Here is a 23240-nt window from a genome sequence, read left to right as displayed (position 1 = left end):
CCGTGCCGCACGGGCACGGGTCCTACTGGAACAACACGGTGTACGACGAGGTGTTGTTGGTGGTGTTGATCTCGCCGTTGACGGGCTTGATCGTCACCTTCATCACCGTCGAGGTGCCCTTCGGCGGGACCGTCGGCAGGTTGATCGTCACCGCGCCCTGGGTCCCGGCCTTGGTCTGGTTGAGCCTCTTGTCGACCGAGATCCTCCTCGGCCCGCCGGTGATCGTCACGTTGATGTCGACGTTGGTCTCGTCGTTCTCGCCCTGGTTGGCGTACGACACTTCGACCGGCAGCGGCGTCGCCGTCGTGACCTTGTTGATGGCCGACCCCGGCTGCAGCGTCGTAGCGCCGATCTTGGTGCTCAGCAGCCCGTGGCCGTGCGTGCCCGGCTTCGGCGTGCCCCTGCCGGTCGAGCTGTCCGACGACGCGCTCGGGTTGAGCTTCGTGCTGACCTGGTCCGGATCGAGCCAGCCGATCGACGGCAGGAACTTCGACGCCGGGACCTGCTGGTCGTTGATGTCCTTGCTCTTCAGCGCGTCCTCGATCAGCGGCTTGACGCGCTGCGAGTAGACGATGTCGCTGGCCAGGAACTGCTGCATCTGCCCAGCGATCCGGCGGATCGCGTCCTGCGCGCCCGGCTGCGACGACACGGCCTTGTTGAGCTGCTCGGCGATCTCGGTCACCCCGGCTTCCCGGAAGTTCATGACCATCTCGAAGTCGTGCTGGGCCGTGCCGACGGCGCTCGGCGCGTCGAGCTCCTTGGCGCGCTTGGCGTCGTTCTCGGCCTCGAGCCGGACCTGCTGGACGGCGACCTGCACGTCCCTCTGGCTCCCGGTTCCGCCGAGCACGTCGAACAGCTGCTTGGAGACCTCGCCGTCCGAGGACTGCACGATCGACGTGACGTTGCGGTTGTAGTCCTTCAGCGCGTTCTTGGCGCGCGTGCTCCCGCACGACCTGACGGTGAAGATCAGGAGGATCGCGACGACCGCCAGGCCGCCGAACAGCACGAACTGCCGGCGCCGCGCGATGTCGGCGGGCGGGGTGCCGGCGCCGCCGGCCCGGCCACCCCCTCCACCGCCGCGCGGGCGCGCACCGCCGCCACCGGCAGGCGCAGCCCTGCGCGGGCGCGCGGGCCGGGTGACACGGGTGGGCTCGTCGTCGGGCTCGTCGTCGAAGAAGGACACGTCGCTCCAGGCGGCGTCGAATGGGCCAGTATTGCGGGTACGTCGGGCGGCAACGCCCGCTGCAACTTCGCCGTCGCGCGCAGGGCACCTTCTTCCCGCGCGGAAGACCAAACGCGGTGGAGACCGCGGAGCACACCACGACGACCACGCAGACGGCCTCCGCCGAGGTCGTCCTGGACCGCTACGAGCTCCACCGCCGCCTGGGCTCCGGCGGGTTCGGCGCGGTCTGGCTGGCGCGCGACCTGAAGCTCGACCGGACCGTCGCGGTCAAGCGGATCCCGGCGCCGGACGCCGAGACCGCCAAGCGCGCGCAGCGCGAAGCGACCGCCGCCGCGCGCTTGCAGCACCCCGCGATCGTCGCGCTGCACGAGGCGGGCTCCGACGACGACCACGTCTACCTCGTCTCCGAGCTGGTCCGGGGCGCGACGTTCGCGCGCCTGCTCGAGGAGGGCGCGCTGAGCGACCGCGACGTCGTCGAGATCGGCGTCGCGCTGTGCGACGCGCTCGCCCACGCCCACAGGCGCGGGATCATCCACCGCGACGTCAAGCCGCTGAACATCCTCGTCCCGGACGCCGCGGGTGACGGCGACGGGCCGCCCGCGAAGCTGACCGACTTCGGCGTCGCGCGGATCGCGGGCGACGACGCGCTCACGCGGACGGGCGACGTCGTCGGCACGCTCGCCTACATGGCGCCCGAGCAGGCCGAGGGCGGCGACGTCGGCGCGGAGGCCGACCTCTACGCGCTCGGGCTCTGCCTCTACGAGGGCCTGGCGGGCGTGAACCCCCTGCGCGCGCGGGGCGCGGGCGCGACCGCGCGCCGGATCGGCCAGCGCCTGCCGCCGCTGGGCCGCCTGCGCCGCGACCTGCCGCTCGAGCTCTGCGAGGCGATCGACACCGCGGTCTGGCCGCACCCCGAGGAGCGCGGGACGCTCCAGGACCTCAAGGCCGCGCTGAGCACCGCGCTGGCCGACGTCGACGACGAGCCCGGGACGATCGCCGGCGGCGCGCTGGAGCCGCTCGCGCCGGTCGTCCCACCGCAGCGCACCCGCCTGATCGAGCGCGCCGCGACCGCCGCCGGCGCCGCCGCGCTGGCCGCCGCCGCGCTGAAATGGGGCCCGCCCGGCGGCGCCGAGCCGCTCGTCGCGCCCGCGACCGGCGCGCTGGGAGTCGCGCTCGCCGCGCTGCTGCTCCCGCGGATCGTCTGGGTCGCGATGGCGGTCACGACGACCGTGTGGCTGGCGGACGTCGCGCCCGACCGCGCGTGGCTGGTCGGGGCGGCGGTCCTCCCGGTGCCGTTCCTGCTGCGGCTCGCCTCGCCGGTGACGTGGTCGGTCCCCGCGCTGGCGCCGGTGATGGCCCTCGGGACCGTCGCGGGCGGCTTCCCGGCGGTCGCGGGCCGGACCGGCGACGTGTGGACGCGCGCCGCGGTGGGTGCCCTCGGCGCATGGGCGACGCTCCTCGCAGAACCGCTGCTGCACCGGACGCTGGTCCTCGGCGCGCCCGCCGCGAGCGGCGGCAGCGACGCGGTCTGGTCGGTCCTGAGCGCGCAGTCGATCGCGCTGGCCGGGATCTGGGCGGCGGGCGCCGCGATCCTCCCGTTCCTGGTCCGTGGCCGGCTGCTGGTGTTCGACATCGTCGCCGCGACCGCCTGGGCGGCGGGCCTGGCGGCCGCCACGCAGGCCGCGCTCGGCACCGCGCCGCGCGGGTTGATCCAGGGTGCGATCCTCGCCGCGGTGCTCGCGATCCTGCCCCGAGCGCAACTCCGCCCGCGCGACGCGCGTTGAGCTTGCGTAACCTAGTTCGCCCCGTTCCTCCCCGGGGAACTGGCCCCTGCACGGCATGAGCGTTCTCCGCAACCTCGAAGAGAAGATCGCCGGCCTCGTCGAGGGGACGTTCGGTCGCGTCTTCCGCAGCGAGGTCCGGCCCGTCGAGCTGGCCCGCAAGCTGGCCAAGGAGATGGACGAGCACCGCACGGTCTCGGTCTCCCGCACCTACGTCCCCAACGAGTACGTCGTCTGGCTGTCGCCCCAGGACCGGGAGCGCTACGAGGGCGTGGAGCAGTCCGTCATCGACGAGCTCGGTGCCTACCTGCTGGAGCACGCGCGCCGCGAGCGGCTCGCGCTGGTCTCCAAGCCGCAGATCGAGTTCCGGACCGACGACCGCCTCGCGCTCGGCGAGTTCGGCATCCAGGCGCGCCTGATCGAGCCGTACGGGGCGGGTGGGTCCGCATCCTCGGAAGCGCCGGCCGCGAGGCCCGCCGACATGGGCCACACGATGGTCTACTCGACCTCGGCCCGCCACCAGGACGCGCTCGAGGACGTCGGCTCCGGCGCCGGCGTGGGCCGCCGCCGCGCGATCGTCGTCGTCAACGGCAAGCGCCTGCTCGTCCCGCCGCAGGGCGCGTTGATCGGCCGCAGCCGCGAGGCCGACATCGTCGTCGACGACACCAACGTCTCCCGCCGCCACGCCGAGCTGCTGCCCGGCGGCAACGGCTGGCGGATCCAGGACCTCGGCTCGACCAACGGCGTGCGCGTCAACGGCCGCCAGGTCGACGGCCCGCACCCGCTGGAGTCCGGCGACAGGATCGAGCTCGGCACCGTCACCGTCACGTTCGAGGTCGAGTGACCGCCGCATGATCGACCCCGCTTCCGTCGCCCTGAAGTTCGCCTTCCTCGCGGTCCTGTACCTGTTCCTGCTCTGGATCAGCCGCAACGCGCTGAGGGATCTCAGGCGCACGACGATCCAGACGACGCCCGCGCCCGGCGGCTACGCGCCGCCGCCGCCCGCCGATGCCACCGGGATCCACTCCGCGAGCACCCAAGGCGCGGCGCCCGAGGACCCGCGCCTGGTCGTCGAGCGCGCGCCCGGCCACGTGCCCGGCATGGAGTACGAGGTCGGCGAGGGCGCCGTCATGGGCCGCGGCGACCAGGCCGAGATCCGGCTCGAGGACCCGTTCGCCTCCTCCCGCCACGCGCGCCTGACGCGCCAGGGCGCGGTGATCGTGATCGAGGACCTCGGCTCGACCAACGGCACCTACCTCAACGAAGAGCTGCTGTCCGGCCCCCAGCCGCTGCACGCCGGCGACCGCGTGCGGATCGGCGACAGCGAGTTCACCTACCTGGACCGCTGATGCTGCGCGTCTCAGACCTCGCCGCCCGGACCGACACCGGCCGCGCCCGCTCCGCCAACGAGGACTCCTACTGGGCCAACTCGCCGCTGTTCGTGCTCGCCGACGGCATGGGCGGCGCGCAGGCGGGCGAGGTCGCGTCGTCGACCGCGGTCGAGGTCTTCAGGGCGCTCGGCGGCCTGCCCGACGGCCCCGGCACCTACGAGGCGCGCCTGGCCGAGCTGGTCGAGCGCGCCAACGTCGAGGTCTACGCCCAGGCGCAGTCCGACGACCAGTTCGCCGGGATGGGCACGACGCTGACCGTCGCCTACGTCACGCCCGAGGACCTCGCGATCGCCCACGTCGGCGACTCGCGCTTCTACGTCCTGCGCGACGGCGAGCTGCAGCAGCTGACCGACGACCACTCGCTCGTGGGCGAGCTGGTCCGGCGCGGCCAGATCTCGGCCGAAGAGGCCGAGGACCACCCGCAGCGGTCGATCATCACCCGCGCGCTGGGGATCGAGGGCGAGGTCGTCGTCGACCACTTCTCCTGGCCGGTCCGCGACGGCGACGTCTTCCTGCTCTGCTCCGACGGCCTGACCGGCATGGTCCCGGACGCGCTGATCGCCGAGATCATCGCGGGCGCCGAGTCGCTGGCCGTCGCCGCGCAGCGCCTGGTCGCCGCGGCCAACGAGGCCGGCGGGCGCGACAACATCACGTTGATCCTGTTCCGCGTCGAGGACGTCACGCCCGGCGCGGGCGCGGTCGTCAGCGAGCACACGATGGTCGGCGAGCCGGCCGTGCGCCCGCCCGCGACTGTCGAGACCTCCCGCGGCGCGCCGCTGGCCAGCGTCGCCGAGGCGGCGCCCGCCACGACGCAGGCGCAGCGCCGCCAGCCGCGGCCGCCCCGCCCGGGTGACCCCCGCGCGCAGCCGCGCCGCAAGCGCCGCCGCTGGGTCCCGTTCGCCAAGGGCTTCGCGGTCATCTTCGTCCTGCTGGCGCTCGTCGCCTCCGGCGGCTGGATCGCTGCCCAGTCCGTCTACTTCGTGGGGACGAACGACGACGGCTACGTCACGCTCTACTCCGGGCTGCCCTACGAGCTGCCCGGCGGCTTCGACCTCTACTCCACCGAGTTCACGACCGGCGTGCCCGCGCAGGAGCTCTCCCCGCACGTGCAGAGGACGGTCACCGCGAACAAGCTGCGGTCCTATGACGATGCGGTCGATCTCGTGCGTCAGCTCGAGCGCGGCGAGATCGCGGGGCAGAACACGCAGTGAAGGGCCCAACCTCGCCCAGAGGGCTCTGTTGAGCGCACGCAATCGCGAGCTCTTCGCGCTCATCCCCGCCGCGCTGCTGATCAGCGCCGGGTTCGCCGCCGTCTTCCTGAGCCGTGACGACCTGCTCGGCGGCCTGTCCGGGACCAACGAGGTCTCGAACGTCAGCCTGACCTACGGCGCGATCTTCCTCGGCCTCTGCTTCGCCGCGCACGTCGTCATCCGGATCTTCCTGCCGCGCGCCGACCCGTATCTGTTCCCGCTCGCCGCGCTGCTGGCGAGCTTCGGCCTGGTCGAGATCTACCGGATCGACGACGGCCTCGCGCGCCTGCAGGCGCAGTGGTTCGTGATCGGCCTCGGCCTCTTCACCGCGACGATCGTGCTGCTGCGCGACTACCGCAAGCTGGAGCGCTACCGCTACCTGATCGCGATCGGCGGGATCCTGCTGCTGATGCTGCCGCGGGCGTTCACGCCGGTCAACGGCGCGTACCTGTCGATCCAGATCGGCTCGCTGTCGGTGCAGCCCGCGGAGTTCGCGAAGATCGCGATCGTCGTCTTCCTGGCGTCCTACCTGCGCGACACGCGCCAGCTGCTGGTGACCGCCGGGAGGCGCTTCGCGGGCGTGACGATCCCGCCGCTGAAGCACTTCGGCCCGATGCTCGTGGTCTGGGGCACGGCGATGCTGCTGCTGTTCTACATCCGCGACATCGGGTCGTCGGTGATGTTCTTCGGCGCGTTCCTGGCGATGATCTACGTCGCGACCGACCGGCTGAGCTTCGTCGTCGTCGGGCTCGTCACGTTCGGCCTCGGCGCTTACCTCGTCGCCGGCCACATCGGCCACATCGCCGACCGCATCGACGCCTGGAAGCACCCGTTCGACGCGGTGCTGCTCAACAGGCAGAGCGGCGGCAGCTACCAGCTCGCGCAGGGCCTGTGGGCGCAGGCCGACGGCGGCGTGCTCGGGCAGGGCTTCGGCCAGTCGGTGCTGCGCATCGGCGCGCTCTGCCACTCGACGGCCGACTCCACCATCAACTGCTCGCTGCTGCCCGCGCCGCACACCGACTTCATCTACGCGGTGATCGTCAACGAGCTCGGCCTCGCGGGCGCGGCCGGACTGTTGTGCATCAACCTGCTGGTCGTCCAGCGCGGCTTCAAGATCGCGATGCTCGCGCGCGACTCGTTCAGCAAGCTGCTGGCGACCGGGCTGACGAGCGTCTTCGCGCTGCAGGTCTTCGTGATCGTCGGCGGCGTGACCAAGTTGATCCCCTTGACCGGCGTCACGCTGCCGTTCGTCTCCTACGGCGGCTCGTCGGTGCTGGCCAACTTCGTGCTCTTGGCGTTGTTGTTGATGGTGTCGGATCGCGCGCGGCGCGAAGCGGAGCTGCCGGCGTGAACAAGCCGATCGGCCGCCTCTTCGTCGTCGCGCTGCTGATGTTCGCCGCGCTGCTCGGGTCGACGACCTGGTGGACGGTCGTCAGGGCCAAGAAGCTCAACGACGACCCCCAGAACCGCCGCGCGCTGATCCGCGAGACGAAGATCCGCCGCGGCACGATCTTCGCCGCCGACGGCAGCGCGATCGCCAGGTCCACGCGCGACGACGAGGGCGTCTACTCGCGCAGCTACCCGCAGGGCAAGCGCTTCGGCCATCCCGTCGGCTACTCCTACACCTCGCTCGGGCAGACCGGGATCGAGAAGCAGTACGACGACGACCTGACCGGCAAGAAGAACGCGATCACGACGACGTTCGACCAGCTGATCGGCCACCAGCGCGAGGGCGACGACGTCCGGACGTCGCTGGTCCCGAAGGCCCAGCAGCTGGCGCTGGACGAGATCGCCGCGGTCGGCACGTCCGGCGCCGCCGTCGCGCTGGACCCGCGCACCGGCGCGGTCAAGGTGATGGCCTCGACCCCGGGCTACGACCCCAACGGGATCACCAAGAGGGGCGCGTTCTCCTCGGCCAACAGGGACAACAAGAACACGCCGCTGGTCAACCGCGCCGTGCAGTTCGGCGCCGCGCCCGGATCCACGTTCAAGGTCGTGACCGCCACCGCCGCGATCGACACCGGGACGTTCAACGAGAACTCGACGGTCGACGGCGACTCCGGCCAGAAGTTCGCGTCCAAGCCGCTGGCCAACGACTTCAACAGGGACTTCGGCCCGATCAGCATCAAGGAGGCGCTGGCCCAGTCGGTCAACACCGCCTTCGCCAACGTCGGCACCAAGCTCGGCGCGGCGACGATGAAGGAGTACATGGAGCGCTTCGGCTTCGACCGCAAGCCCCAGCTCGACTACCCCAAGGCCACGATGTCGGCCAGCTCGATCGTCCCCAACCCGCCCGGCCACCCGGTGCCCGCGACGTCGCGCTACGTCGACCTCGGGCGCGTGGCGATCGGCCAGGGCGGCCTGCAGGCGACGCCGCTGCAGATGGCCCAGGTCGCCGCCGCGGTCGCCAACGGCGGCAGGCTGATGAAGCCGCACATCGGCACGCGCGTGGTCGATCGCGACGGCCGCACGGTCGACACGATCGAGCCCGAGCAGCAGTCCGAGGTCATGAAGCCGTCGACGGCCGCCGCCGTGACCGACATGATGGTGGGCGTGGTGACGCACGGCACGGGCACGAAGGCCCAGATCCCGGGCATCCAGGTCGCGGGCAAGACCGGCACGGCCGAGACCGAGTTCGGCGCGAAGGTCAACGACGTCTGGTTCATCGGCTTCGCGCCGGCGGACCATCCGCGGATCGCGGTCGCGGTGACCGTGAAGGCCGTGACCGGGTTCGGCGGGGACTTCGCCGCGCCGATCGCACGCGACATCATGAAGACCCTCCTCCAGTGACCGACGTCCCCGACACCTCCACGATCATCGACGGCCGCTACCGCGTGCTGCACCGCGTCGGCTCCGGCGGGATGGCCGACGTCGTCTGCGCCGAGGACCTCCAGCTCGGGCGCAAGGTCGCGATCAAGCTGCTGCACCGGCGCTTCGCGCAGGACGAGGAGTTCCGCGAGCGCTTCCGGCGCGAGGCCTCCAGCGCCGCCGGCCTGCAGCACCCCAACGTCGTCGCCGTCTACGACCGGGGCTCGTGGGACGACACGTACTACATCGCCATGGAGTACCTGGAGGGCCGCACGCTCAAGCGGCTCGTCCAGGACGAGGCGCCGCTGGCGCCGGAGCGCGCGATCGAGCTGTGCGTGCAGATCCTGCGCGCGGCGCGCTTCGCGCACAAGCGCGGGATCATCCACCGCGACCTCAAGCCCCACAACGTGATCATCGACTCCGAGGGCCGCGCGAAGGTCACGGACTTCGGGATCGCGAAGGCCGGCGCGTCGGACATGACGCAGACCGGCTCGATCATGGGGACCGCGCAGTACCTCTCACCTGAGCAGGCCCAGGGCCACGCGGTCAGCGCCGCGAGCGACCTGTACTCGATCGGGATCATCCTCTACGAGATGCTCACCGGTCGCGTCCCGTTCGAGGGCGAGTCCGCCGTGACGATCGCGCTCAAGCAGGTCAGCGAGCCGCCCGAGCCGCCGCACCGCTTCAACCCCGGCATCCCGCAGCCGCTGGAGGCCGTGATCCTGCACGCGCTGGAGAAGGACCCGGCGCGCCGCTACGGCGACGCCGACGAGTTCATCGCCGCGCTCGAGGCCGTCGCGCACGGGATCGGGGTCCAGCGCACCGGCGACGCGACCTCGGTCCTGCAGCCGACCGGGCCGATGGTCCCGATCCCGCCGCCGGGCGCCTACCAGGAGCACGTCGAGCAGCGCTACTACGGGCCGCCGACCGACCCGCGCGACCCGGCGCTGGCCGGCGACGACGACGGTGGCGGCGGCGCCAAGTGGTGGATCGGGTTGTTGGTGGGGTTGCTCGTGGCGGGCGCGATCGTCGCCGGGCTGCTGCTGACCGGCAAGGACAAGGTCCAGGTCCCGAACATGGTCGGCAACCCGCAGGCCGAGGCCGAGATCGTCCTCAAGCGCGCCGGGTTCTCCACCGACATCACCGAGCGCGAGTCGCCCGACAAGCCCAAGGGCACGGTCACCGGCCAGGACCCGGCCGGCGGCTCGCGCGTCCCGAAGGGCAGCATCGTCACGCTCGTCGTGTCCTCCGGGCCGGGCAGCTCGGTCGTCCCGGACCTCACGAACCAGCCGCTCAGCGCGGCCAAGAAGAAGCTCACCGACCTCGGCTTCAGGACGACCGAGGAGCGCGAGACCAGCGACACGGTCACCGAGAACCACGTGATCGAGACGCGGCCGACCGTCGGGACGTCGATGGACAAGGGCAGCAACGTGACGATCGTCGTCTCCGCCGGCAAGCAACGCGTGACGGTCCCGCCGGTCAAGGACCTCGACCAGGACGAGGCGCGCTCGACGCTGGAGGCGCTCGGCTTCCAGGTCACGACGACGCCGAAGGAGACCGCCGACGAGGATCCGGGCACGGTGCTGACCCAGGATCCGGCGGCGAACACGAAGGCGGCCAAGGGCGCGACCGTCACGCTGACGGTCGCCAAGGCGCCCCCGGAGGTCGACGTCCCGAACGTCACCGGCCAGGGCCGGCTCGCTGCTCAGCAGACGCTGCAGGCCGCGGGCTTCAAGGTGACGCTCGTGCCGCAGACGACCACCGACAAGACGCAGGACCTGCACGTGATCAGCCAGGACCCCGCGTCCGGCAAGGCGAAGAAGGGCTCCACCGTGACCATCACCTACGGCCAGTACCAGGCGGGCACGAGCACGCCGTCGGCCTCCGCGCCGGGCAGCACGACGGCGCCCGGGACCACGACGACCGGGGGGACGGGCTAGTGCGGGTTGCGGTCCTCGGCGGCGGCCGGTCCTCGGAGCACGACGTCTCGCTGACCAGCGCGGGCACGGTCCGCCAGGGTCTGCTCGACGCCGGCCACGACGTGGTGTCGGTGACGCTGGAGCGCGACGGGACCTGGCACGGCCCGGACGGCGAGGAGCTGGCGCTGCACCCGGGCCGCGGGCTGCTCGACTGCGACGTCGTCTTCCCGGTCCTGCACGGGCCGTTCGGCGAGGACGGCACGGTCCAGGGGTTGTTGGAGTTGTTGGACGTCCCGTACGTCGGCTCGGGCGTGATGGCGTCCGCGGTGTGCATGGACAAGGTGGTGTTCAAGGAGCTGATGGGCGCCGCCGGGATCCCGCAGGTCGGCTACGCGCTGGTCGAGGCCGGCCGCGAGCGCCCGGACCTGGAGGCGCTCGGCTTCCCGCTGTGGGTCAAGCCCGCGCGGCTGGGCTCCTCGGTCGGGATCGTGCGCGTCGAGCGCGCGGAGGACATCGAGGCCGCGCTGGACGAGGCGTTCGCGCATGACGAGCGCCTGATCGTCGAGGCGACGGCGACCGGCGCGGAGGTCGAGACGGCGGTGCTCGGCGACACGCACGACGCGCGCGTGAGCGGGCCGGGCGAGATCGTCCTGCTGCGCGAGGGCTGGTACGACTACAACGCCAAGTACGGCGAGGGCGGCATGCGCCTGCAGGTCCCGGCGCGGATCTCGGAGACGGCCGAGGCGTTGTTGAAGGACATCGCCGCGCGCGCGTTCGCGGCGGCGGGCTGCACCGGCCTGGCCCGCGCGGACTTCTTCGTGGACGGCGAGACCGTGCTGCTCAACGAGCTCAACACGCTGCCGGGCCAGACGCCGACGTCGGTCTACGGCGTCCTCTGGGAGCACTCGGGCGTGCCCTACCCCGAGGTCTGCGACGAGCTGTGCCGCATCGCGGTGGCGCGCTTCGAGCGCGGCCGCGCGCTCCGGCACTAGTTGTAGGTCTAGTAGATCGGCCGCGAGGGCGGGGCGATCGAGGTGCTGCGGCGGGCCGCGTCCTCCTCGCGCAGGCGGCGGGCGAGCTGGAGCTTGGCGTCGACCTCGGCGGCGAGGCGGGTCGCCTCGGGCTCCTGGGCCCTGGCGGGGCGGCGGGCGAAGCTGGAGATGGCAGGGAGGGAGGCCATGGTCCATGCATCGACCGCTCGCGCCTCGCTGCGAAGGGGCCGCGTCATCGTCCCGACGCGGACCTCCCCCGGGTGGGGGAGCTCAGGCCCTCGGCAACGCCGCGGCGGACTGGTTGATGTCCTTCCACGGGTCGCCACCCAGCTCATCCAGACGGCTCGCGATCGTGCGCAGCGTCCAGGCGTCGGGCCGGAGCGCGTCGTCGTCGAGCTCCTCCCAGCGCAGCGGTGTGGCGACCGGCGCGTGGGGGCGCGGCCGCGGCGCGTAGGGCGGGACGACGGTCTGGGCGACGCCGTTGCGGGCGACGTCGAGGTAGATGCGGTCGTCGCGCCTGTCCTTGTGGAACTCGGTCGTCAGCTCGGCGTCGTTGCCGGCGGCCAGCTCGGCGGCGAAGGCGCGGATCCAGGCGTAGACGTCCTCGGTCGTTCGCGTGCGCTTCAGCGGCGCGACGACGTGGATCCCGCGCGACCCCGTGACCATCGCGAACGGCTCCAGGCCCGCGGCCCGGAACCCTTCTCCTACAACTTGGGCCGCCCGCCGCACCGCGGCGAAGTCCTCGTGCGAGGGATCGAGGTCGACGACCAGCCGGTCCGGGCGGTCCAGCCTGTCGGCGCGCTCGGTGAAGACGTGCGGCGTCACGCAGCCCTGCTGGGCCAGCCACTGCAGGGTCTCGCGGTCGTTGGCGAGCACGTGGTGGACCACGCCGGGCGGGTGGGTCCTTTTCGGCACCTCGACGGTCGCGACCCAGTCGGGCGCGCCCTTCGGGACCTCCTTCATGAAGAACCCGCCGTCCTCGACGCTGCCGCGGAAGCGCTGCATCGACACCGGCCGCTCGCGCACGTGGGGCAGCATCACCTCGGCGATCGCGCCGAAGTAGTCATACAACTCGCGCTTGGTGATCCCGTCGCCCGGCCAGATCTCGCGATCCGGGTGGGTGAGCCTGACCGCGCGGGCGGTCACTTCTGCAGCACGACGTCGGAGATCGCGACCTGCCCGACCGACGGCAGCCTCGTGATCCAGATCAGGTAGTAGCGGAACTTCTGCTTGGCCGTGTCGAGCGGGACCGAGAACGTCTTCCTGTCGGCGCTGAACGTCGCGCCGATGTCCCTCCAGCCCGTCAGGTCGGCCGCGTTCGGGTCGACGCTGTTCGACACGTACACCTTGCCCTCCCACCCGGTGGTGGAGGTCCGGAGGTCCAGCTGCCGCGCGATCACGCCGGGCTTGGCGTCGAGGTACAGGCCGACGCCCGGCTTGTCGGAGGGGAACTGCCCGTTCTGGTAGTGCTCGGTCGTCCACGACGTGCCCGGGTCGTCGTCGAGCACGCGCCCGACGTCCTCGTGGTGCTCGTCCTTGTCGCCGTAAGGGTCGAAGTCGTGGGCGCGCGACTGGCCCAGCGGCACCGGCTGCAGCCTCGCGGCGGCGGGCGTCCTGACGATCGCGCGCGGCGGCACGCCCCTGTGCGTGTTGTCGGCCAGCAGCAGCACCGCGGCGACGACGACGCCGGCGATCACCAGCAGCGCGAGGATCAGCCGGACCGGATGGGTGACGCGCGCCGGCAGGCCGCGCCGGGTCTTGGACGGCAGCGTCCGCAGGACCGCGGTCGCCTCGCCGGTCGACTGGCCCGAGCGCTGCGTCTCGTAGGCCAGCACCTGCTCGAGGTCGGCGATCAGCTCGGCGTCGGTCGCGTAGCGGTCGGCGGTGTCCTTCGCGGTCGCGCGGTCGATCACCGCCGCCAGCGCGCTCGACACCTCCGGGCGCCGCGCCTGGACGTCCGGGAGCTGCTCGCGCACGTGCTTCATCGCGACCGCGACCTGGTTCTCGCCCCTGAACGGGACGTCGCCCGTCAGCATCTCGAACAGGACGATGCCCAAGGAGTACAGGTCGCTCTGGCCGGTGACCGCGTGGCCGAGCGCCTGCTCGGGCGAGACGTAGTCGGTGGTCCCGAGCACGCGCCCGTCGGCGGTCAGGCCCTCCTGGTCCAGCGTCCTGGCGATGCCGAAGTCCGTGACCTTCGCCGAGCCCTCCTCGTCGACGAGGACGTTCTGGGGCTTGACGTCGCGGTGGACGATCCCGCGCTCGTGCGCGACGCCGAGCGCGCGCGCGATCTCGATCGCGTAGGCGATCGACTCCTGGATCGGCAGCCGCCCGTAGCGCCTGATCCGGTCCTTCAGCGTCTCGCCCTCGACGTACTCGAAGACGATGTACGGGGTGTTGTCGTCCTCGCCCGCGTCGATGACCGTGACGATGTGCGGGTGGTTGAGCTGCGCGACCGCGCGCGCCTCGCGCCGGAAGCGCTCCAGCTGGTCGGAGTCCGAGGCGATCTCGCGGTGCATGAGCTTGATCGCGACCTGGCGCTCCAGGACCGTGTCGAAGGCGCGGTAGACCGTCGACATCCCACCGGTGCCGATCTGGGCGTCGAGCCGATAGCGACCCGATAGGAGCGTGCCGACCTGCGAGCTCACGTCTCTATTGTGCTGGCGCGATGGCGGAAGTCGAGGTCATCTCGTACACGGACCCTGCATGCCCGTGGTCGTGGGCGTCGGAGCCCGTGCTGCGACGCATCCAAGCTGAGTTCGCCGACTCGGTCGCGATCACCTACGTGATGGCCGGATTGGCGCGTGAGATCAGCGATCCGCACGAGATGTTGCTGAGCGGTCTGGATGCCGCGGCCGCGTCGGGCATGCCGGTCGACGCGCGCGGCTGGGGTGGGCGGGATGGACGGCCAACACGTTCGACCTACCCGGCCTGCCTGGCCGTGAAAGCGGCCCAGGAGCAGGGACCGGCGATCGGCGCCGCCTACCTGCGCGTGCTGCGCGAGGGCTTCTGGCTGCGCCGGGCGACGCTCGACACCCCGGACGCCCTGGAGGACGCGGCGCGCCACGTGCCCGGCCTGGACGGCGCGCGCTTCGCGATCGACCTGCGCTCCAGCGCGATCGCCGAGGCCTTCGGCGCCGACCTCGAACGCGCGCGCGGCCTCGCGCTGCCGAGCTTCGACGTCAACGGGGCGCGGGTGCAGGATGGCGCGCAGGCGCTCGCCGCCGCGGTGGCCGCGACCGGGGCGACCGCGCGGGAGCTGCCGCAGCCGGCCGCCGTCCTGGCCGCGGGTCCCGCGACGACCGCAGAGGTCGCCGCGGCGACCGGCCTGCCGTGGCCGCGCGCCGAGCACGCGCTGTGGACGCTGGCGCTGGACTTCGCCGCCCGGCCCGAGCGGATCGGCGGCGGCGTGCTCTGGCACGCCGCGACCTAGGTGTAGGACAACGACCACGAGCCGCCCCAACGGGGCGGCTCGGAGCCGGACAGAGAGCTTCCGGACGCTGGGAGCGCGTCCGTCGGGGACTACCCGAGGAGCTTCAGGACGGACTGCGGGCTCTGGTTGGCCTGGGCGAGCATCGCCGTGCCGGCCTGCTGCAGGACCTGCATCTTCGTCAGGTTCACCATCTCGTCGGCCATGTCGACGTCGCGGATGCGCGACTCGGCCGAGGTGAGGTTCTCCTGGTAGGCCGCGGACACCGAGAGGGTGTGGTCGAGGCGGTTCTGGACCGCGCCCATCTGGCCGCGGGCCGTGGAGACGGCGGTGATGGCCGCGTCGATCTCCGAGATGTCGGTGGCGCCCGTCTGCGAGAGCTGGGCGTAGGACGTGCCGACCGTGGTCGAGAGGTTCAGGAACGTGATCCCGATCTGCTCGCCGTCGTTGGCGCCGACCTGGAACGACACGGTCGCCGTGCCGTCGAGCAGGTTGATGCCGTTGAACGACGCCTGCGAGCCGATGCGGCCGATCTCGGACGCGAGCTGGTTGACCTCGTTCTGGATCGAGGTGCGGGCGTTGTTGTCCAGCGAGCCGTTCTTGTACTGCACGGCGAGCTCGCGGACGCGCTGCAGCATGGAGTGCACCTCGTCGAGGTTGCCTTCCGCCGTCTGCACCATGGACACGCCGTCCTGGATGTTGCGCTGAGCCTGAGCGAGGCCGCGGATCTGCGACCGCATGGACTCGGAGATACCGAGGCCGGCGGCGTCGTCGGCTGCGCGGTTGATGCGGTAGCCGGAGGAGAGCTTCTCCATCGACGCGGAGATCTTGGCGGTGTTCGCCTGGAGATTCCGAGCCGCATTCATTGCCTCGACGTTGTGGGTGATGCGAAGGGACATCCTTTGTCCTTTCCTGAGCTTGGAGGGAGTTGTGTTACGGGAGGGACCCGCCGGGCAGTGGAGGCTGCTCGGAGGGGACTGCGGTTACTGGGCTAGCTGGCGGAGGCCGCTAGGACTTCTTGCTGGGCGTCGGGACGTCATCCGGAAGTTCGGTGACATCCGACGCAGCGGCGGCCTTGTTCTCCGCCTGGACTGCGGCCCAGATCTCCTCCCGGTACACCGGGATGGACTTCGGGGCTGCGATGCCGATGCGCACGCTCGAGCCGCTGACTTCGATCACTTCGACGACGACGTCGTCGCCGACCATGATCTTTTCGCCGGGACGGCGGGTGATGATGAGCATGAGAGGGATTCCTCCTTGGATTCCAAGTCAGTGGAGCGAGCGTACCGGAGGGCTATGCGGCCTTCGTCGACGACTCCTCCTCGAGACCGGCGAAGAGGGGTGCGCGGACAGGTGCTTCCGGGGTCTGGTTGATGACCTGGTGACCCTGGTTGCCCACGACGAGGATCGGCGCGCGAAGGTTCGCGCAGAAGTCCTCGAGTGCGGGAGCGGACCGGACGGTCACGTAGACCATCGCGTCCTCGGAGCTCGTCACGCCGATGCGCTCGGCATCGTCGTCGGAGAGCTCGAGCTCGTAGTCGTTGAAGAACCGCCACGGGTTGGTGACCGGGACCGCGAGGTCCGGGTCGTCCATCGAGTGCAGCCACACGAACGCGGACTCCTCGCTGCGGGCGAGGAGGGCGAACTTGCGACCGCCCAGGCCGATCAGGCCATTCGGGAACTCGAGGACGGCCTCTGCGGGGATCTGAAGCTCCCCGAAGCGGCTCGACTGAAGCGTCACTGCCATGTGGGAGTCGCCTCCATTGTTGGGGTTGTTCAATCCGCCGCTCATGAGAGGAACTGGAGCAGCGACGGCTGGATGATCTGCGCGCCGACCTTCAAGGCGGCCTGGTACGCGGCAGACTGGGTGGAGTAGTCGGTGAGCGCCTGCGCCATGTCGACACCGGTGAGGTCGTCGATGGAGTTCTTGGCGTTGTCCTCCATGTCCTGGAGGCGGCTGGTGGCGGCCGTCGCGCGGTTGCCCATCGCGCCGATCGCCTGCGTCGCGCTGACGACCGCGACGCGGTTGGTCTCGAGCGCCGTGAGGTCCGTCGTGCCGATCGCGGCGATGTCCGCGGTCGTGCCGCCGCGCAGGTGCGCCGCGAGCTGCGTCAGGACGTTCAGGATCTTGCCGTCGCCCGAGGCCGAGCCGCCGCCGAGGAGCGCGCCGGCGGTCAGCGGGGTGCTGGCGCCGGAGGCGTCGACGAAGGTCGGGTTGGCCTGGAGCGTGACGCCGGTGCCGCCGCTGCGGACGACCGCGTTGGCGTCGCCCTGGTAGGCGTCGCCGGTCGCGTCGGTGTACGGCGCGGTGTCGGTCCTGGTGCCCGAGAAGATGTAGTCGTTGCCGACCTTGGTGTTCATCGCGTCCTTGACGGACTTGATCAGCTGGTCGATCTCGTTGGCGGTCGAGTTGCGGCCGTCCTGGCTCATGGAGCCGTTGGCCGCCGCCGTCGCCAGGTCCTTGGCGCGGGCGATGATGCTGTTGATGCTGTCGAGGCTCGACTCGCTCTGGTTCAGCCAGGTCTGCGCCGAGTTGACCGACGTCTGCGAGGCCTGGATGCCCGCCAGCGCGGAGTTCTGCATCCGCTCCTGCGAGTAGGCCGTCGGGTCCTCGGACGGGTTGTTGACCCGCCGGCCCGTGGACACCTGCAGCTGGGTGTTCGCCAGCTGGGCGTACTGCGACTGCAGGTCGGAGATGACCCGGTCGCTGACCATGTTGTTGGTGATCCGCATCGACATGACTAGACGCCCACTCGGCCGGTCGAGTTGATGAGCTGGTTGAGCAGGTCGTCCATGGTCGTCAGCGCTCGCGCCGCGGCCTGGTAGCCACGCTGGAAGCGGATCATGTTCGACATCTCCTCGTCCATCGAGACCCCCGACGTCGACGTGCGCTGAGCGGTGACGTTGCCCAGCACGGCGTTGGCCGTCGTGTTGTTGGTCGTCGCCGTCGCGACGTCGGAGCCGATCGTCTGGACGAGCCCGGCGTAGGACTGATCGACGGATCCGCCGCGGAGGTTGAGCACTGCAAGAGCGACGCTGTTGTCGCCGGACGCTCCGCCCGCTGCGCCCGCGCTCACGGTGGCCGCGGTGGCGACCGTCGTGATGTCGTTGGCGCCCGTGCCGGAGAAGATCGGGTTGCTGGTCAGCGAGTTGACCGAGGAGATCAGCGAGGCCGCCATCGTCGACAGCGTCGTGCGGTATCCGGCGGTCTTGCTCGCGACGTCCTGCAGGCCCTGGATCTGCCCGCCGGGCGTCGCCGACAGCGTCGCGGTGGTCGGCATCGTCACCCCGGTCTGCGAGACCAGCGGGGTCGAGGCGCCGCCGAAGCTGACCTGGATCATGCCCGGGTAGGCGGGCCTGCCGTCGGTGCCGACGGTCGGGTCCGGGGTGACCGAGACCTGGCCGTACTGCGACAGCTGGTCGAGCAGCAGGTCGCGCTTGTCGAGCAGGTCGTTCGGCGAGCCGTTGGACCCGATGACCTGGTTGATCTGGGTGTTGAGCGCGGCGAGCTGGTCGGCGATCGGCTTGATCGGGCCCGCGTCGCTCAACATGTCGTTGAGGTCGCTGGTCGCCTGCGCGCCGGTGGTCGCCAGGTCGCTGTCGAGCGTGTTGAAGCGCTGGGCGAGGTTCGCCGCGGCGCCGACGACGCCGGCCTTGCCGGCCGGGTCGCTGGGGTTGCTCGAGAGCGTCTGCCACGAGTCCCAGAAGTTGTCGAGCAGCTGGCCGAGGTCGCCCTTGCTGTTGGTGGCCAGCGAGGACTGCACGACCGAGAGGCGCTTGGTCGCGACGTCGCTCTGGCCGGCGGCCATGTTCTGCGTGCGGAACTGGAGGTCCAGGAAGTCGTCGCGCAGGCGCCGGTACTGCTGCACCTGGACGCCGGTGCCCAGCTGGGCGCCCTGGCCGTCGGCGGTCGCGCCCGCGCCGAGCCGCAGCGACGGGGACGACGAGAAGACGGCCTCCTGTCGCGAGTAGCCCGGGGTCTCGACGTTGGCGATGTTGTGAGCGACGGTGTTCAGGGCAGCCTGCTGCGCCTGGACGCCCGACAGCGCCGTGTTGAGACCGGTGAAAGCGGGGATCGACATGGTGGCCTACGCCTCGAGGTCCAGTGCGCGGCGGATGCGCACCGGCTGGGCGGCCGGGTCGAGGGTTGCGCGCATCGTGGCGCCCGGCTCGCTGGGCGGCCGGTAGCCGACGTCCTCGCCGTCCACGCCGAGCTGGCGGGTCAGGTGCGACAGGAACGCGAGCTCCTGGCGCATGAGGGCGCGGTTGGTGATGTGCTCGCGCTGGACCTCGGCGAGGAGGCCCTTCAGCTCGGCGCTGCGGCCCTTGGCGGCCTGCGCCTCGTGCGGCGCGAGCAGGTGGGCGAGCGCGTCGAGCGTGACGGTGTGGGCCGGGACGCCGAGGCCCTGGCCGGCCTGCGTGAGGATCCGGACGCGGTCGCGCTCCAGGCCGGAGCGGCGCTCCATCTCGGCCTGCATCTCGCCCAGGCGGGCGAGGACGCCGTCGACGTCGCGGTTGCGGATCGCGGCGCCCTGGCGCAGGACGGCGTCGAGCAGCCTGCGGGCCGACGCGATCTGGGCGTCGAGGTGGCGCAGGACGTCGGTGCCGTAGGCGGTCGGCGCGGCGGTGGCGAGGGCGGTGGTCACGACTGCGAGCCCTTCAGGTTCTGCGCGATGGTGCGCGCGAGGCCCAGCCCGCCGGCCTGCATGATGGCGTCGGCCATGATGCCCGGCATCTGCTGGTTGTAGGAGTCGGTCACGGCGCTCGACCCGTCGCCGGTGTCGTCGCCGCTGTCGGAGCCCGAGTCGCCGCCGGTCATGGCCTTGGTCGTGTCCGACATCGTCTGCGTGAGCTGCTCGACGAGCTGGCGCTCGAACTGCAGGCCGGCCTTGTAGTTGTCCTGGTCGCTCTTGGACCCGTTGCGGACGTCGGTCGGCAGCAGCGCGTTGTCGATGGGCGGCAGCGAAGAGGTGCTCATCACTTCTTCACCTGGTTGGCCATCTCGAGCATCTGGTCCTGCGTCGTGATGGCCTTGCTGGCCATCTGGAACGCGCGCTGGGCCTCGATCATGTCGGTCATCGCCTGCGACTCGTCGACGTTCGACCCTTCCAGGGTGCCCTGGGTCAAGATGGTGGACCTGTTGGCCGCGCGGATCGCGCCGCTGGCCTTGGTCGCCACGAAGGTGTTGTCCGGTCCGCCCTGCAGGCCGGACTCGGCGGGCACGTCGACGAGCTTGAGCTGCCCGAGCGACCTGCCCTGGTAGGAGACGGTGCCGTCGGCCTTGATCGCGATCGCGGCGTCGTCGGCGCCCTGGGGGATCGTGATCTGCGGGTCGACCAGCTGGCCGCTGGAGAGGCGGAGCCTGCCGTCCGGCGAGACCTGCAGGTTGCCGTCGCGCGTCATGCCCGTCCTGCCGTCGGCCAGCTTGACCTGGATGAAGCCCGGGCCGTTGAGCGCGACGTCGAGCGAGCGGCCGGTCTGCTGCAGGTCGCCCTGCGCGGAGCTGCGACCGATCGACGTGGCAGCGGAACCCGCCCCGATCTCGACGGCCTTCGCGGCGCCGTAGCCCTGGGCGGAGTCGTACACGAGATCACGGAACGCGAGACGCGCGGACTTGTAGCCCGTCGTGTCGACGTTCGCGAGATCGTTGGAGACCGCGTCGATGCGCGTCTGCTGCGCTGCCATGCCGGCAGCGGCCGTGTACATGCCTTCGAGCACTGTTAACCGGGTCTCCTGAGAAGGAGGGAGATCAGGAGCTCCGGCTTCCACCAGCGGGTGGTCCAGCCATCGGAGGTCCTCTGTCTCTCCGGTGATCGGCAAGGGCCGAACCGACTTGAGAAGTCCCTGGACATTCGTCCTAACTCGGACGGTGTCGGAGGTTGGCGACGCGCGGGTTTCGCCCTCTGGGCGAACACCCGCAACGGAACCGCGGCCCTCTGGGCCGTGGTTACGCGGGGAGGTTGCCGACTTGACCGGCGGCCTGCTGAAGCGTGCCGTCGATCGTCTGGATGGCCTTCTGGCCGGCCTCGAACGCGCGCAGCGAGGCCATCATGTCGACCATGACCTTGCCGGCTTCGACGTTCGAGCTCTCCAGGTAGCCCGAGCGGATCTCGCCCGTGCCCTTCCCGGCGGCGGTGCCGGTGAAGTAGGAGTCGCCCTGCTTCTTGACGCCCGTCAGCGCGAAGTTGCCGACCTTGGCCGTGTCGACCGTGCCGTCGGCGTTGATCTTCACCGGCTTGCGGTCGGACCCCAGCACGGTGTTGCCCTGCTGGTCGGTCAGGTAGCCCTGGGCGTTGGCCTGGAACGAGCCGTCGCGCGTGAAGCGGACGCCCGCCGAGGTCTGCACGCCGAAGTAGCCCTGGCCCTCGATCGCGAGGTCCAGCGGCTCCTGCGTGGGCTTCAGCGCGTCCGGGTCCAGGTCCGTCACCGTCTTGGTGATGAGCGGGCCCTGCCCGAGCTTGCCGATCGTCTCGCCGGTCTTGGTGTTCTGGAGCAGGAGGTCGTTGAACGACCGCTGCTGCGACTGGTCGGACTTGTAGCCCGGGGTCGCTGCGTTCGCCAGGTCGTTGGAGATCTGGTCCTGCCGCACCATCTCGGCAACCATGCCGGCGGCGGCGATGTAAAGCCCGCGTTCCATGCCTCCTTGTTCCTCGGCGGCGACAGGGCCGACTTGAGGACTCCGGACGACGTGCGAACCTGTTGCCGGACATGTCCGGCGCCGCGCCCATCAGCCTCGTCCTGCTGCGCGGTCTGCTGCCCGACGTCAGGCTCGTGCCGGGCGTCGTCGTCCAGGCGCGGGTGCTCGATCCCAGGACGCTGGTGCTCGCCGGGGTCCGGATGCAGGCCCAGCTGCCGGAGGGCGTCATCGCCGGGCAGGTGCTGCGGCTGCGCGTCGAGGAGGCGAGCACCGAGCGCCTGCACCTGCGCGTCGTGGAACCCCCGGGCGCACCACAGCTGCAGAACGCTCAGCAGGCCGACGCATCTCCGACCGTCCCGGCCGATGCCTACCAGCTGATGCTGCCCGGCGGGATCCTCGCCCGGATCCACGTCGAGGAGCGCGAGCAGGCCGCCAGGCGCGGCGGGGCGACGCCCGCGAAGTCGGTCGTCGTCCGCTACGACTCGCCGACGCTCGGGCGCCTCGACGTCCGGGTCGACGCGCAGTCGGCGGCGGTGCACGTGTCCGGCGGCGACCCGGCGTGGACGGTCGCCCAGAACGCGGGCGCCCTGCAGGACGCGCTGGTCCGGGCGACCGGCGGGCCGGTGCTCGTCACGGTCCACCCGCGCGACGTGACGGTCAACGCCCGTGTCTGACGGCCAGAGGCCGGAGAAGCCGCGGCGGGCCGCGGCGCTGAGGTACGACCAGGGCGGCGACGGCGCGCCGAAGGTCGTGGCGGCCGGCGCGGGCCTGATCGCCGACAAGATCGTCGAGATCGCCCGCGAGCAGGGCGTCGCGATCCGCGAGGACCCCGCGTTGGCGGAGGCCCTGGCACGGCTCGAGCTCGAGCAGGAGATCCCGCCCGAGCTCTTCGCCGCGGTGGCCGAGGTCCTGGTGTGGGCCTACGGCTTGGAAAGGGCGAAACGCTCGCCCTGAGGGCGAGGTTCCGTTCGCGTCGCTGATCCAAGCGCCCCCGCACGTACCAGCGACGCGGGGGACCAGGAGCTAAGCGACAGCCTGGAACAGCGGGGCGTCGTCGTCCAGCACGGTGCGCAGCGTCTTCTTGAGCTGACCGTGGATCTGGCAGACGCGCGACTCGGAGACGCCGAGGATCTCGCCGATCTCGGCCAGCGTCATGTTCTTGACGTAGAGCAGGACGGCGACCTCGCGCTCACGCTGCGGCAGGCGGGAGAAGGCCTCGCGGAACTTGTCCTTGGCCTGCTCCTTGGCGGCGGCGTGCAGCGGGTCGGCCGACACGTCGGTCGAGGCGATCGTGTCGATGCGCTCGATCGTCGTCTCGTCGTCGGAGAGGACGAGCGTGTTCAGCGACGTCAGGTCGGACTGCGTGATCTCGTCGCGGCGCTTGCGCAGCTCGGCGACGGTGGTGCCCATCGACTCGGCCAGCTCGGGCTGCGTGGGACGACGGCCGTGCAGGGTGGTGAACTCGTCGGCGGCGCGCTCGATGTCGCGCTCCCAGCGGCGGACGGAGCGCGGGGCCCAGTCCTGGCGGCGCAGCTCGTCGAGGACGGCGCCGTGGATGCGGGTCCAGGCGTACTGCTCGAGCGTGGCGCCCTTGGCCGGGTCGTAGCGCTCGATCGACTGGATCAGGGCCTCGAGGCCGCAGCTGATGAAGTCCTCGACCTCACAGCGGGCCGGCATCTCGCGGACCTTCTTGTAGACGATGTACTTGACCAGCGGGGCGAAGGTGAGGACCAGGCGATCGCGCGTGGCGCGGTCGTTGGTGCGGCGGTACTCCTTCCAGAGCGCGAGCGTGTCCTCGGAGGAGAGGCGGCGCTTGGAGGTCTGTGCGGTGGCGAGGCTCATACGACGG

25 protein-coding genes are annotated in these 23240 nt (G+C 71.2%); 11 read left to right on the top strand and 14 right to left on the bottom strand.

What is annotated here, in order from left to right:
- Positions 1–22: 22 nt before the first annotated feature.
- A complete protein-coding gene (locus H030_RS0102665; RefSeq protein WP_027004981.1) occupies positions 23–1183 on the bottom strand; it encodes a hypothetical protein in 1161 nt (386 codons plus the stop codon).
- 116 nt (positions 1184–1299) lie between these two features.
- On the opposite strand from H030_RS0102665, the gene H030_RS36130 reads away from it, so the two are divergent.
- Genes H030_RS36130 through H030_RS0102625 form a run of 8 tightly spaced genes read left to right on the top strand, consistent with a single transcriptional unit; the run spans position 1300 to position 11324 of the window.
- The gene (locus tag H030_RS36130; RefSeq protein WP_051221527.1) at positions 1300–2967 is read left to right on the top strand and encodes a serine/threonine-protein kinase; all 1668 of its coding nucleotides are present in this window, start codon (positions 1300–1302) and stop codon (positions 2965–2967) included.
- 55 nt (positions 2968–3022) lie between these two features.
- Entirely contained in the window at positions 3023–3808 is a 786-nt protein-coding gene (locus H030_RS0102655; protein WP_027004980.1) for an FhaA domain-containing protein, read from the top strand.
- A 7-nt stretch (positions 3809–3815) separates the two neighbouring features.
- A complete protein-coding gene (locus tag H030_RS0102650) occupies positions 3816–4313 on the top strand; it encodes an FHA domain-containing protein (protein WP_027004979.1) in 498 nt (165 codons plus the stop codon).
- Complete coding sequence (locus tag H030_RS36125; protein ID WP_051221524.1) at positions 4313–5566, top strand: Stp1/IreP family PP2C-type Ser/Thr phosphatase; 1254 nt, start codon at positions 4313–4315, stop codon at positions 5564–5566. Before H030_RS0102650 ends, H030_RS36125 begins: the two co-directional genes overlap by 1 nt.
- Before the next feature lie 28 nt (positions 5567–5594).
- On the top strand, positions 5595–6956 hold the full coding sequence (locus tag H030_RS0102640) for an FtsW/RodA/SpoVE family cell cycle protein (RefSeq protein WP_027004978.1): 1362 nt from the start codon (positions 5595–5597) through the stop codon (positions 6954–6956).
- Positions 6953–8395 (top strand): peptidoglycan D,D-transpeptidase FtsI family protein, encoded by a 1443-nt coding sequence (locus tag H030_RS0102635; RefSeq protein WP_027004977.1) that lies wholly within the window; start codon positions 6953–6955, stop codon positions 8393–8395. The genes H030_RS0102640 and H030_RS0102635 overlap by 4 nt, the downstream gene beginning before the upstream one ends.
- Positions 8392–10353 (top strand): Stk1 family PASTA domain-containing Ser/Thr kinase, encoded by a 1962-nt coding sequence (pknB, locus tag H030_RS28710; protein ID WP_051221522.1) that lies wholly within the window; start codon positions 8392–8394, stop codon positions 10351–10353. Before H030_RS0102635 ends, pknB begins: the two co-directional genes overlap by 4 nt.
- Positions 10353–11324 carry a D-alanine--D-alanine ligase family protein gene (locus tag H030_RS0102625; RefSeq protein WP_027004976.1) on the top strand — a complete coding sequence of 324 codons (972 nt, stop codon included), beginning with the start codon at positions 10353–10355 and terminating at the stop codon, positions 11322–11324. Before pknB ends, H030_RS0102625 begins: the two co-directional genes overlap by 1 nt.
- A gap of 8 nt (positions 11325–11332) precedes the next feature.
- Here the strand turns inward: H030_RS0102625 and H030_RS28705 are convergent, their stop codons facing one another.
- From H030_RS28705 to H030_RS28700, 3 genes are all read right to left on the bottom strand, one after another.
- A complete protein-coding gene (locus H030_RS28705) occupies positions 11333–11512 on the bottom strand; it encodes a hypothetical protein (protein WP_027004975.1) in 180 nt (59 codons plus the stop codon).
- Between the two features lie 82 nt (positions 11513–11594).
- Positions 11595–12470, bottom strand: coding sequence for a non-homologous end-joining DNA ligase (gene ligD, locus H030_RS0102615; protein WP_027004974.1), 876 nt, complete (start codon positions 12468–12470; stop codon positions 11595–11597).
- Positions 12467–13972: a protein kinase domain-containing protein gene (locus H030_RS28700; RefSeq protein WP_035125775.1), complete on the bottom strand. Its 1506-nt coding sequence runs from the start codon at positions 13970–13972 to the stop codon at positions 12467–12469. The genes ligD and H030_RS28700 overlap by 4 nt, the downstream gene beginning before the upstream one ends.
- A 20-nt stretch (positions 13973–13992) precedes the next feature.
- On the opposite strand from H030_RS28700, the gene H030_RS36120 reads away from it, so the two are divergent.
- Positions 13993–14757, top strand: a complete 765-nt coding sequence (locus H030_RS36120) for a DsbA family protein (RefSeq protein WP_027004973.1) — start codon at positions 13993–13995, stop codon at positions 14755–14757.
- 89 nt (positions 14758–14846) lie between these two features.
- Here H030_RS36120 and H030_RS0102595 read toward each other — a convergent pair whose 3' ends face one another.
- From H030_RS0102595 to H030_RS0102555, 9 genes are all read right to left on the bottom strand, one after another.
- The gene (locus tag H030_RS0102595; protein ID WP_027004972.1) at positions 14847–15653 is read right to left on the bottom strand and encodes a flagellin; all 807 of its coding nucleotides are present in this window, start codon (positions 15651–15653) and stop codon (positions 14847–14849) included.
- A 109-nt stretch (positions 15654–15762) separates the two neighbouring features.
- Positions 15763–15996 carry a carbon storage regulator CsrA gene (gene csrA, locus H030_RS0102590; RefSeq protein ID WP_027004971.1) on the bottom strand — a complete coding sequence of 78 codons (234 nt, stop codon included), beginning with the start codon at positions 15994–15996 and terminating at the stop codon, positions 15763–15765.
- Between the two features lie 52 nt (positions 15997–16048).
- Positions 16049–16501, bottom strand: coding sequence for a flagellar assembly protein FliW (gene fliW / locus H030_RS28690; protein WP_196808961.1), 453 nt, complete (start codon positions 16499–16501; stop codon positions 16049–16051).
- 41 nt (positions 16502–16542) lie between these two features.
- Complete coding sequence (gene flgL, locus H030_RS0102580) at positions 16543–17493, bottom strand: flagellar hook-associated protein FlgL (protein WP_027004970.1); 951 nt, start codon at positions 17491–17493, stop codon at positions 16543–16545.
- 2 nt (positions 17494–17495) lie between these two features.
- Positions 17496–18836, bottom strand: a complete 1341-nt coding sequence (gene flgK, locus H030_RS0102575; RefSeq protein ID WP_027004969.1) for a flagellar hook-associated protein FlgK — start codon at positions 18834–18836, stop codon at positions 17496–17498.
- Positions 18837–18842: 6 nt separating this feature from the next.
- Complete coding sequence (flgN, locus tag H030_RS0102570; protein ID WP_027004968.1) at positions 18843–19400, bottom strand: flagellar export chaperone FlgN; 558 nt, start codon at positions 19398–19400, stop codon at positions 18843–18845.
- Positions 19397–19732, bottom strand: a complete 336-nt coding sequence (locus tag H030_RS0102565) for a hypothetical protein (RefSeq protein WP_027004967.1) — start codon at positions 19730–19732, stop codon at positions 19397–19399. The genes flgN and H030_RS0102565 overlap by 4 nt, the downstream gene beginning before the upstream one ends.
- Positions 19732–20460 carry a flagellar hook-basal body protein gene (locus tag H030_RS0102560; RefSeq protein ID WP_035125772.1) on the bottom strand — a complete coding sequence of 243 codons (729 nt, stop codon included), beginning with the start codon at positions 20458–20460 and terminating at the stop codon, positions 19732–19734. The genes H030_RS0102565 and H030_RS0102560 overlap by 1 nt, the downstream gene beginning before the upstream one ends.
- Positions 20461–20701: 241 nt before the next feature.
- A complete protein-coding gene (locus H030_RS0102555) occupies positions 20702–21391 on the bottom strand; it encodes a flagellar hook-basal body protein (protein WP_027004965.1) in 690 nt (229 codons plus the stop codon).
- A gap of 71 nt (positions 21392–21462) precedes the next feature.
- On the opposite strand from H030_RS0102555, the gene H030_RS38800 reads away from it, so the two are divergent.
- Positions 21463–22065, top strand: coding sequence for a hypothetical protein (locus tag H030_RS38800; protein ID WP_027004964.1), 603 nt, complete (start codon positions 21463–21465; stop codon positions 22063–22065).
- Positions 22058–22345 carry an EscU/YscU/HrcU family type III secretion system export apparatus switch protein gene (locus tag H030_RS0102545; protein ID WP_027004963.1) on the top strand — a complete coding sequence of 96 codons (288 nt, stop codon included), beginning with the start codon at positions 22058–22060 and terminating at the stop codon, positions 22343–22345. The genes H030_RS38800 and H030_RS0102545 overlap by 8 nt, the downstream gene beginning before the upstream one ends.
- Before the next feature lie 69 nt (positions 22346–22414).
- Here the strand turns inward: H030_RS0102545 and H030_RS28685 are convergent, their stop codons facing one another.
- Complete coding sequence (locus H030_RS28685; RefSeq protein WP_051221519.1) at positions 22415–23233, bottom strand: sigma-70 family RNA polymerase sigma factor; 819 nt, start codon at positions 23231–23233, stop codon at positions 22415–22417.
- Between the last annotated feature and the right edge of the window lie 7 nt (positions 23234–23240).

It is taken from the genome of Conexibacter woesei Iso977N (assembly GCF_000424625.1).
GTDB lineage: Bacteria > Actinomycetota > Thermoleophilia > Solirubrobacterales > Solirubrobacteraceae > Baekduia > Baekduia woesei_A.
Note: the sequence above shows the minus strand (reverse complement) of the source record. Positions and strands in the feature narration are given on the sequence as shown.

Bases quoted from the DNA above. Each gene is read 5' to 3' on its own strand.
- H030_RS0102655 (WP_027004980.1), top strand. From the start codon at position 3,023: ATGAGCGTTCTCCGCAACCTCGAAGAGAAGATCGCCGGCCTCGTCGAG.
- H030_RS0102650 (WP_027004979.1), top strand. From the start codon at position 3,816: ATGATCGACCCCGCTTCCGTCGCCCTGAAGTTCGCCTTCCTCGCGGTC.
- H030_RS36125 (WP_051221524.1), top strand. From the start codon at position 4,313: ATGCTGCGCGTCTCAGACCTCGCCGCCCGGACCGACACCGGCCGCGCC.
- H030_RS28705 (WP_027004975.1), bottom strand. From the start codon at position 11,512: ATGGCCTCCCTCCCTGCCATCTCCAGCTTCGCCCGCCGCCCCGCCAGG.
- H030_RS36120 (WP_027004973.1), top strand. From the start codon at position 13,993: ATGGCGGAAGTCGAGGTCATCTCGTACACGGACCCTGCATGCCCGTGG.
- H030_RS0102595 (WP_027004972.1), bottom strand. From the start codon at position 15,653: ATGTCCCTTCGCATCACCCACAACGTCGAGGCAATGAATGCGGCTCGG.
- csrA (WP_027004971.1), bottom strand. From the start codon at position 15,996: ATGCTCATCATCACCCGCCGTCCCGGCGAAAAGATCATGGTCGGCGAC.
- fliW (WP_196808961.1), bottom strand. From the start codon at position 16,501: ATGGCAGTGACGCTTCAGTCGAGCCGCTTCGGGGAGCTTCAGATCCCC.
- flgL (WP_027004970.1), bottom strand. From the start codon at position 17,493: ATGTCGATGCGGATCACCAACAACATGGTCAGCGACCGGGTCATCTCC.
- flgK (WP_027004969.1), bottom strand. From the start codon at position 18,836: ATGTCGATCCCCGCTTTCACCGGTCTCAACACGGCGCTGTCGGGCGTC.
- H030_RS0102565 (WP_027004967.1), bottom strand. From the start codon at position 19,732: ATGAGCACCTCTTCGCTGCCGCCCATCGACAACGCGCTGCTGCCGACC.
- H030_RS0102560 (WP_035125772.1), bottom strand. From the start codon at position 20,460: ATGTACACGGCCGCTGCCGGCATGGCAGCGCAGCAGACGCGCATCGAC.
- H030_RS0102555 (WP_027004965.1), bottom strand. From the start codon at position 21,391: ATGGAACGCGGGCTTTACATCGCCGCCGCCGGCATGGTTGCCGAGATG.
- H030_RS38800 (WP_027004964.1), top strand. From the start codon at position 21,463: ATGTCCGGCGCCGCGCCCATCAGCCTCGTCCTGCTGCGCGGTCTGCTG.
- H030_RS28685 (WP_051221519.1), bottom strand. From the start codon at position 23,233: ATGAGCCTCGCCACCGCACAGACCTCCAAGCGCCGCCTCTCCTCCGAG.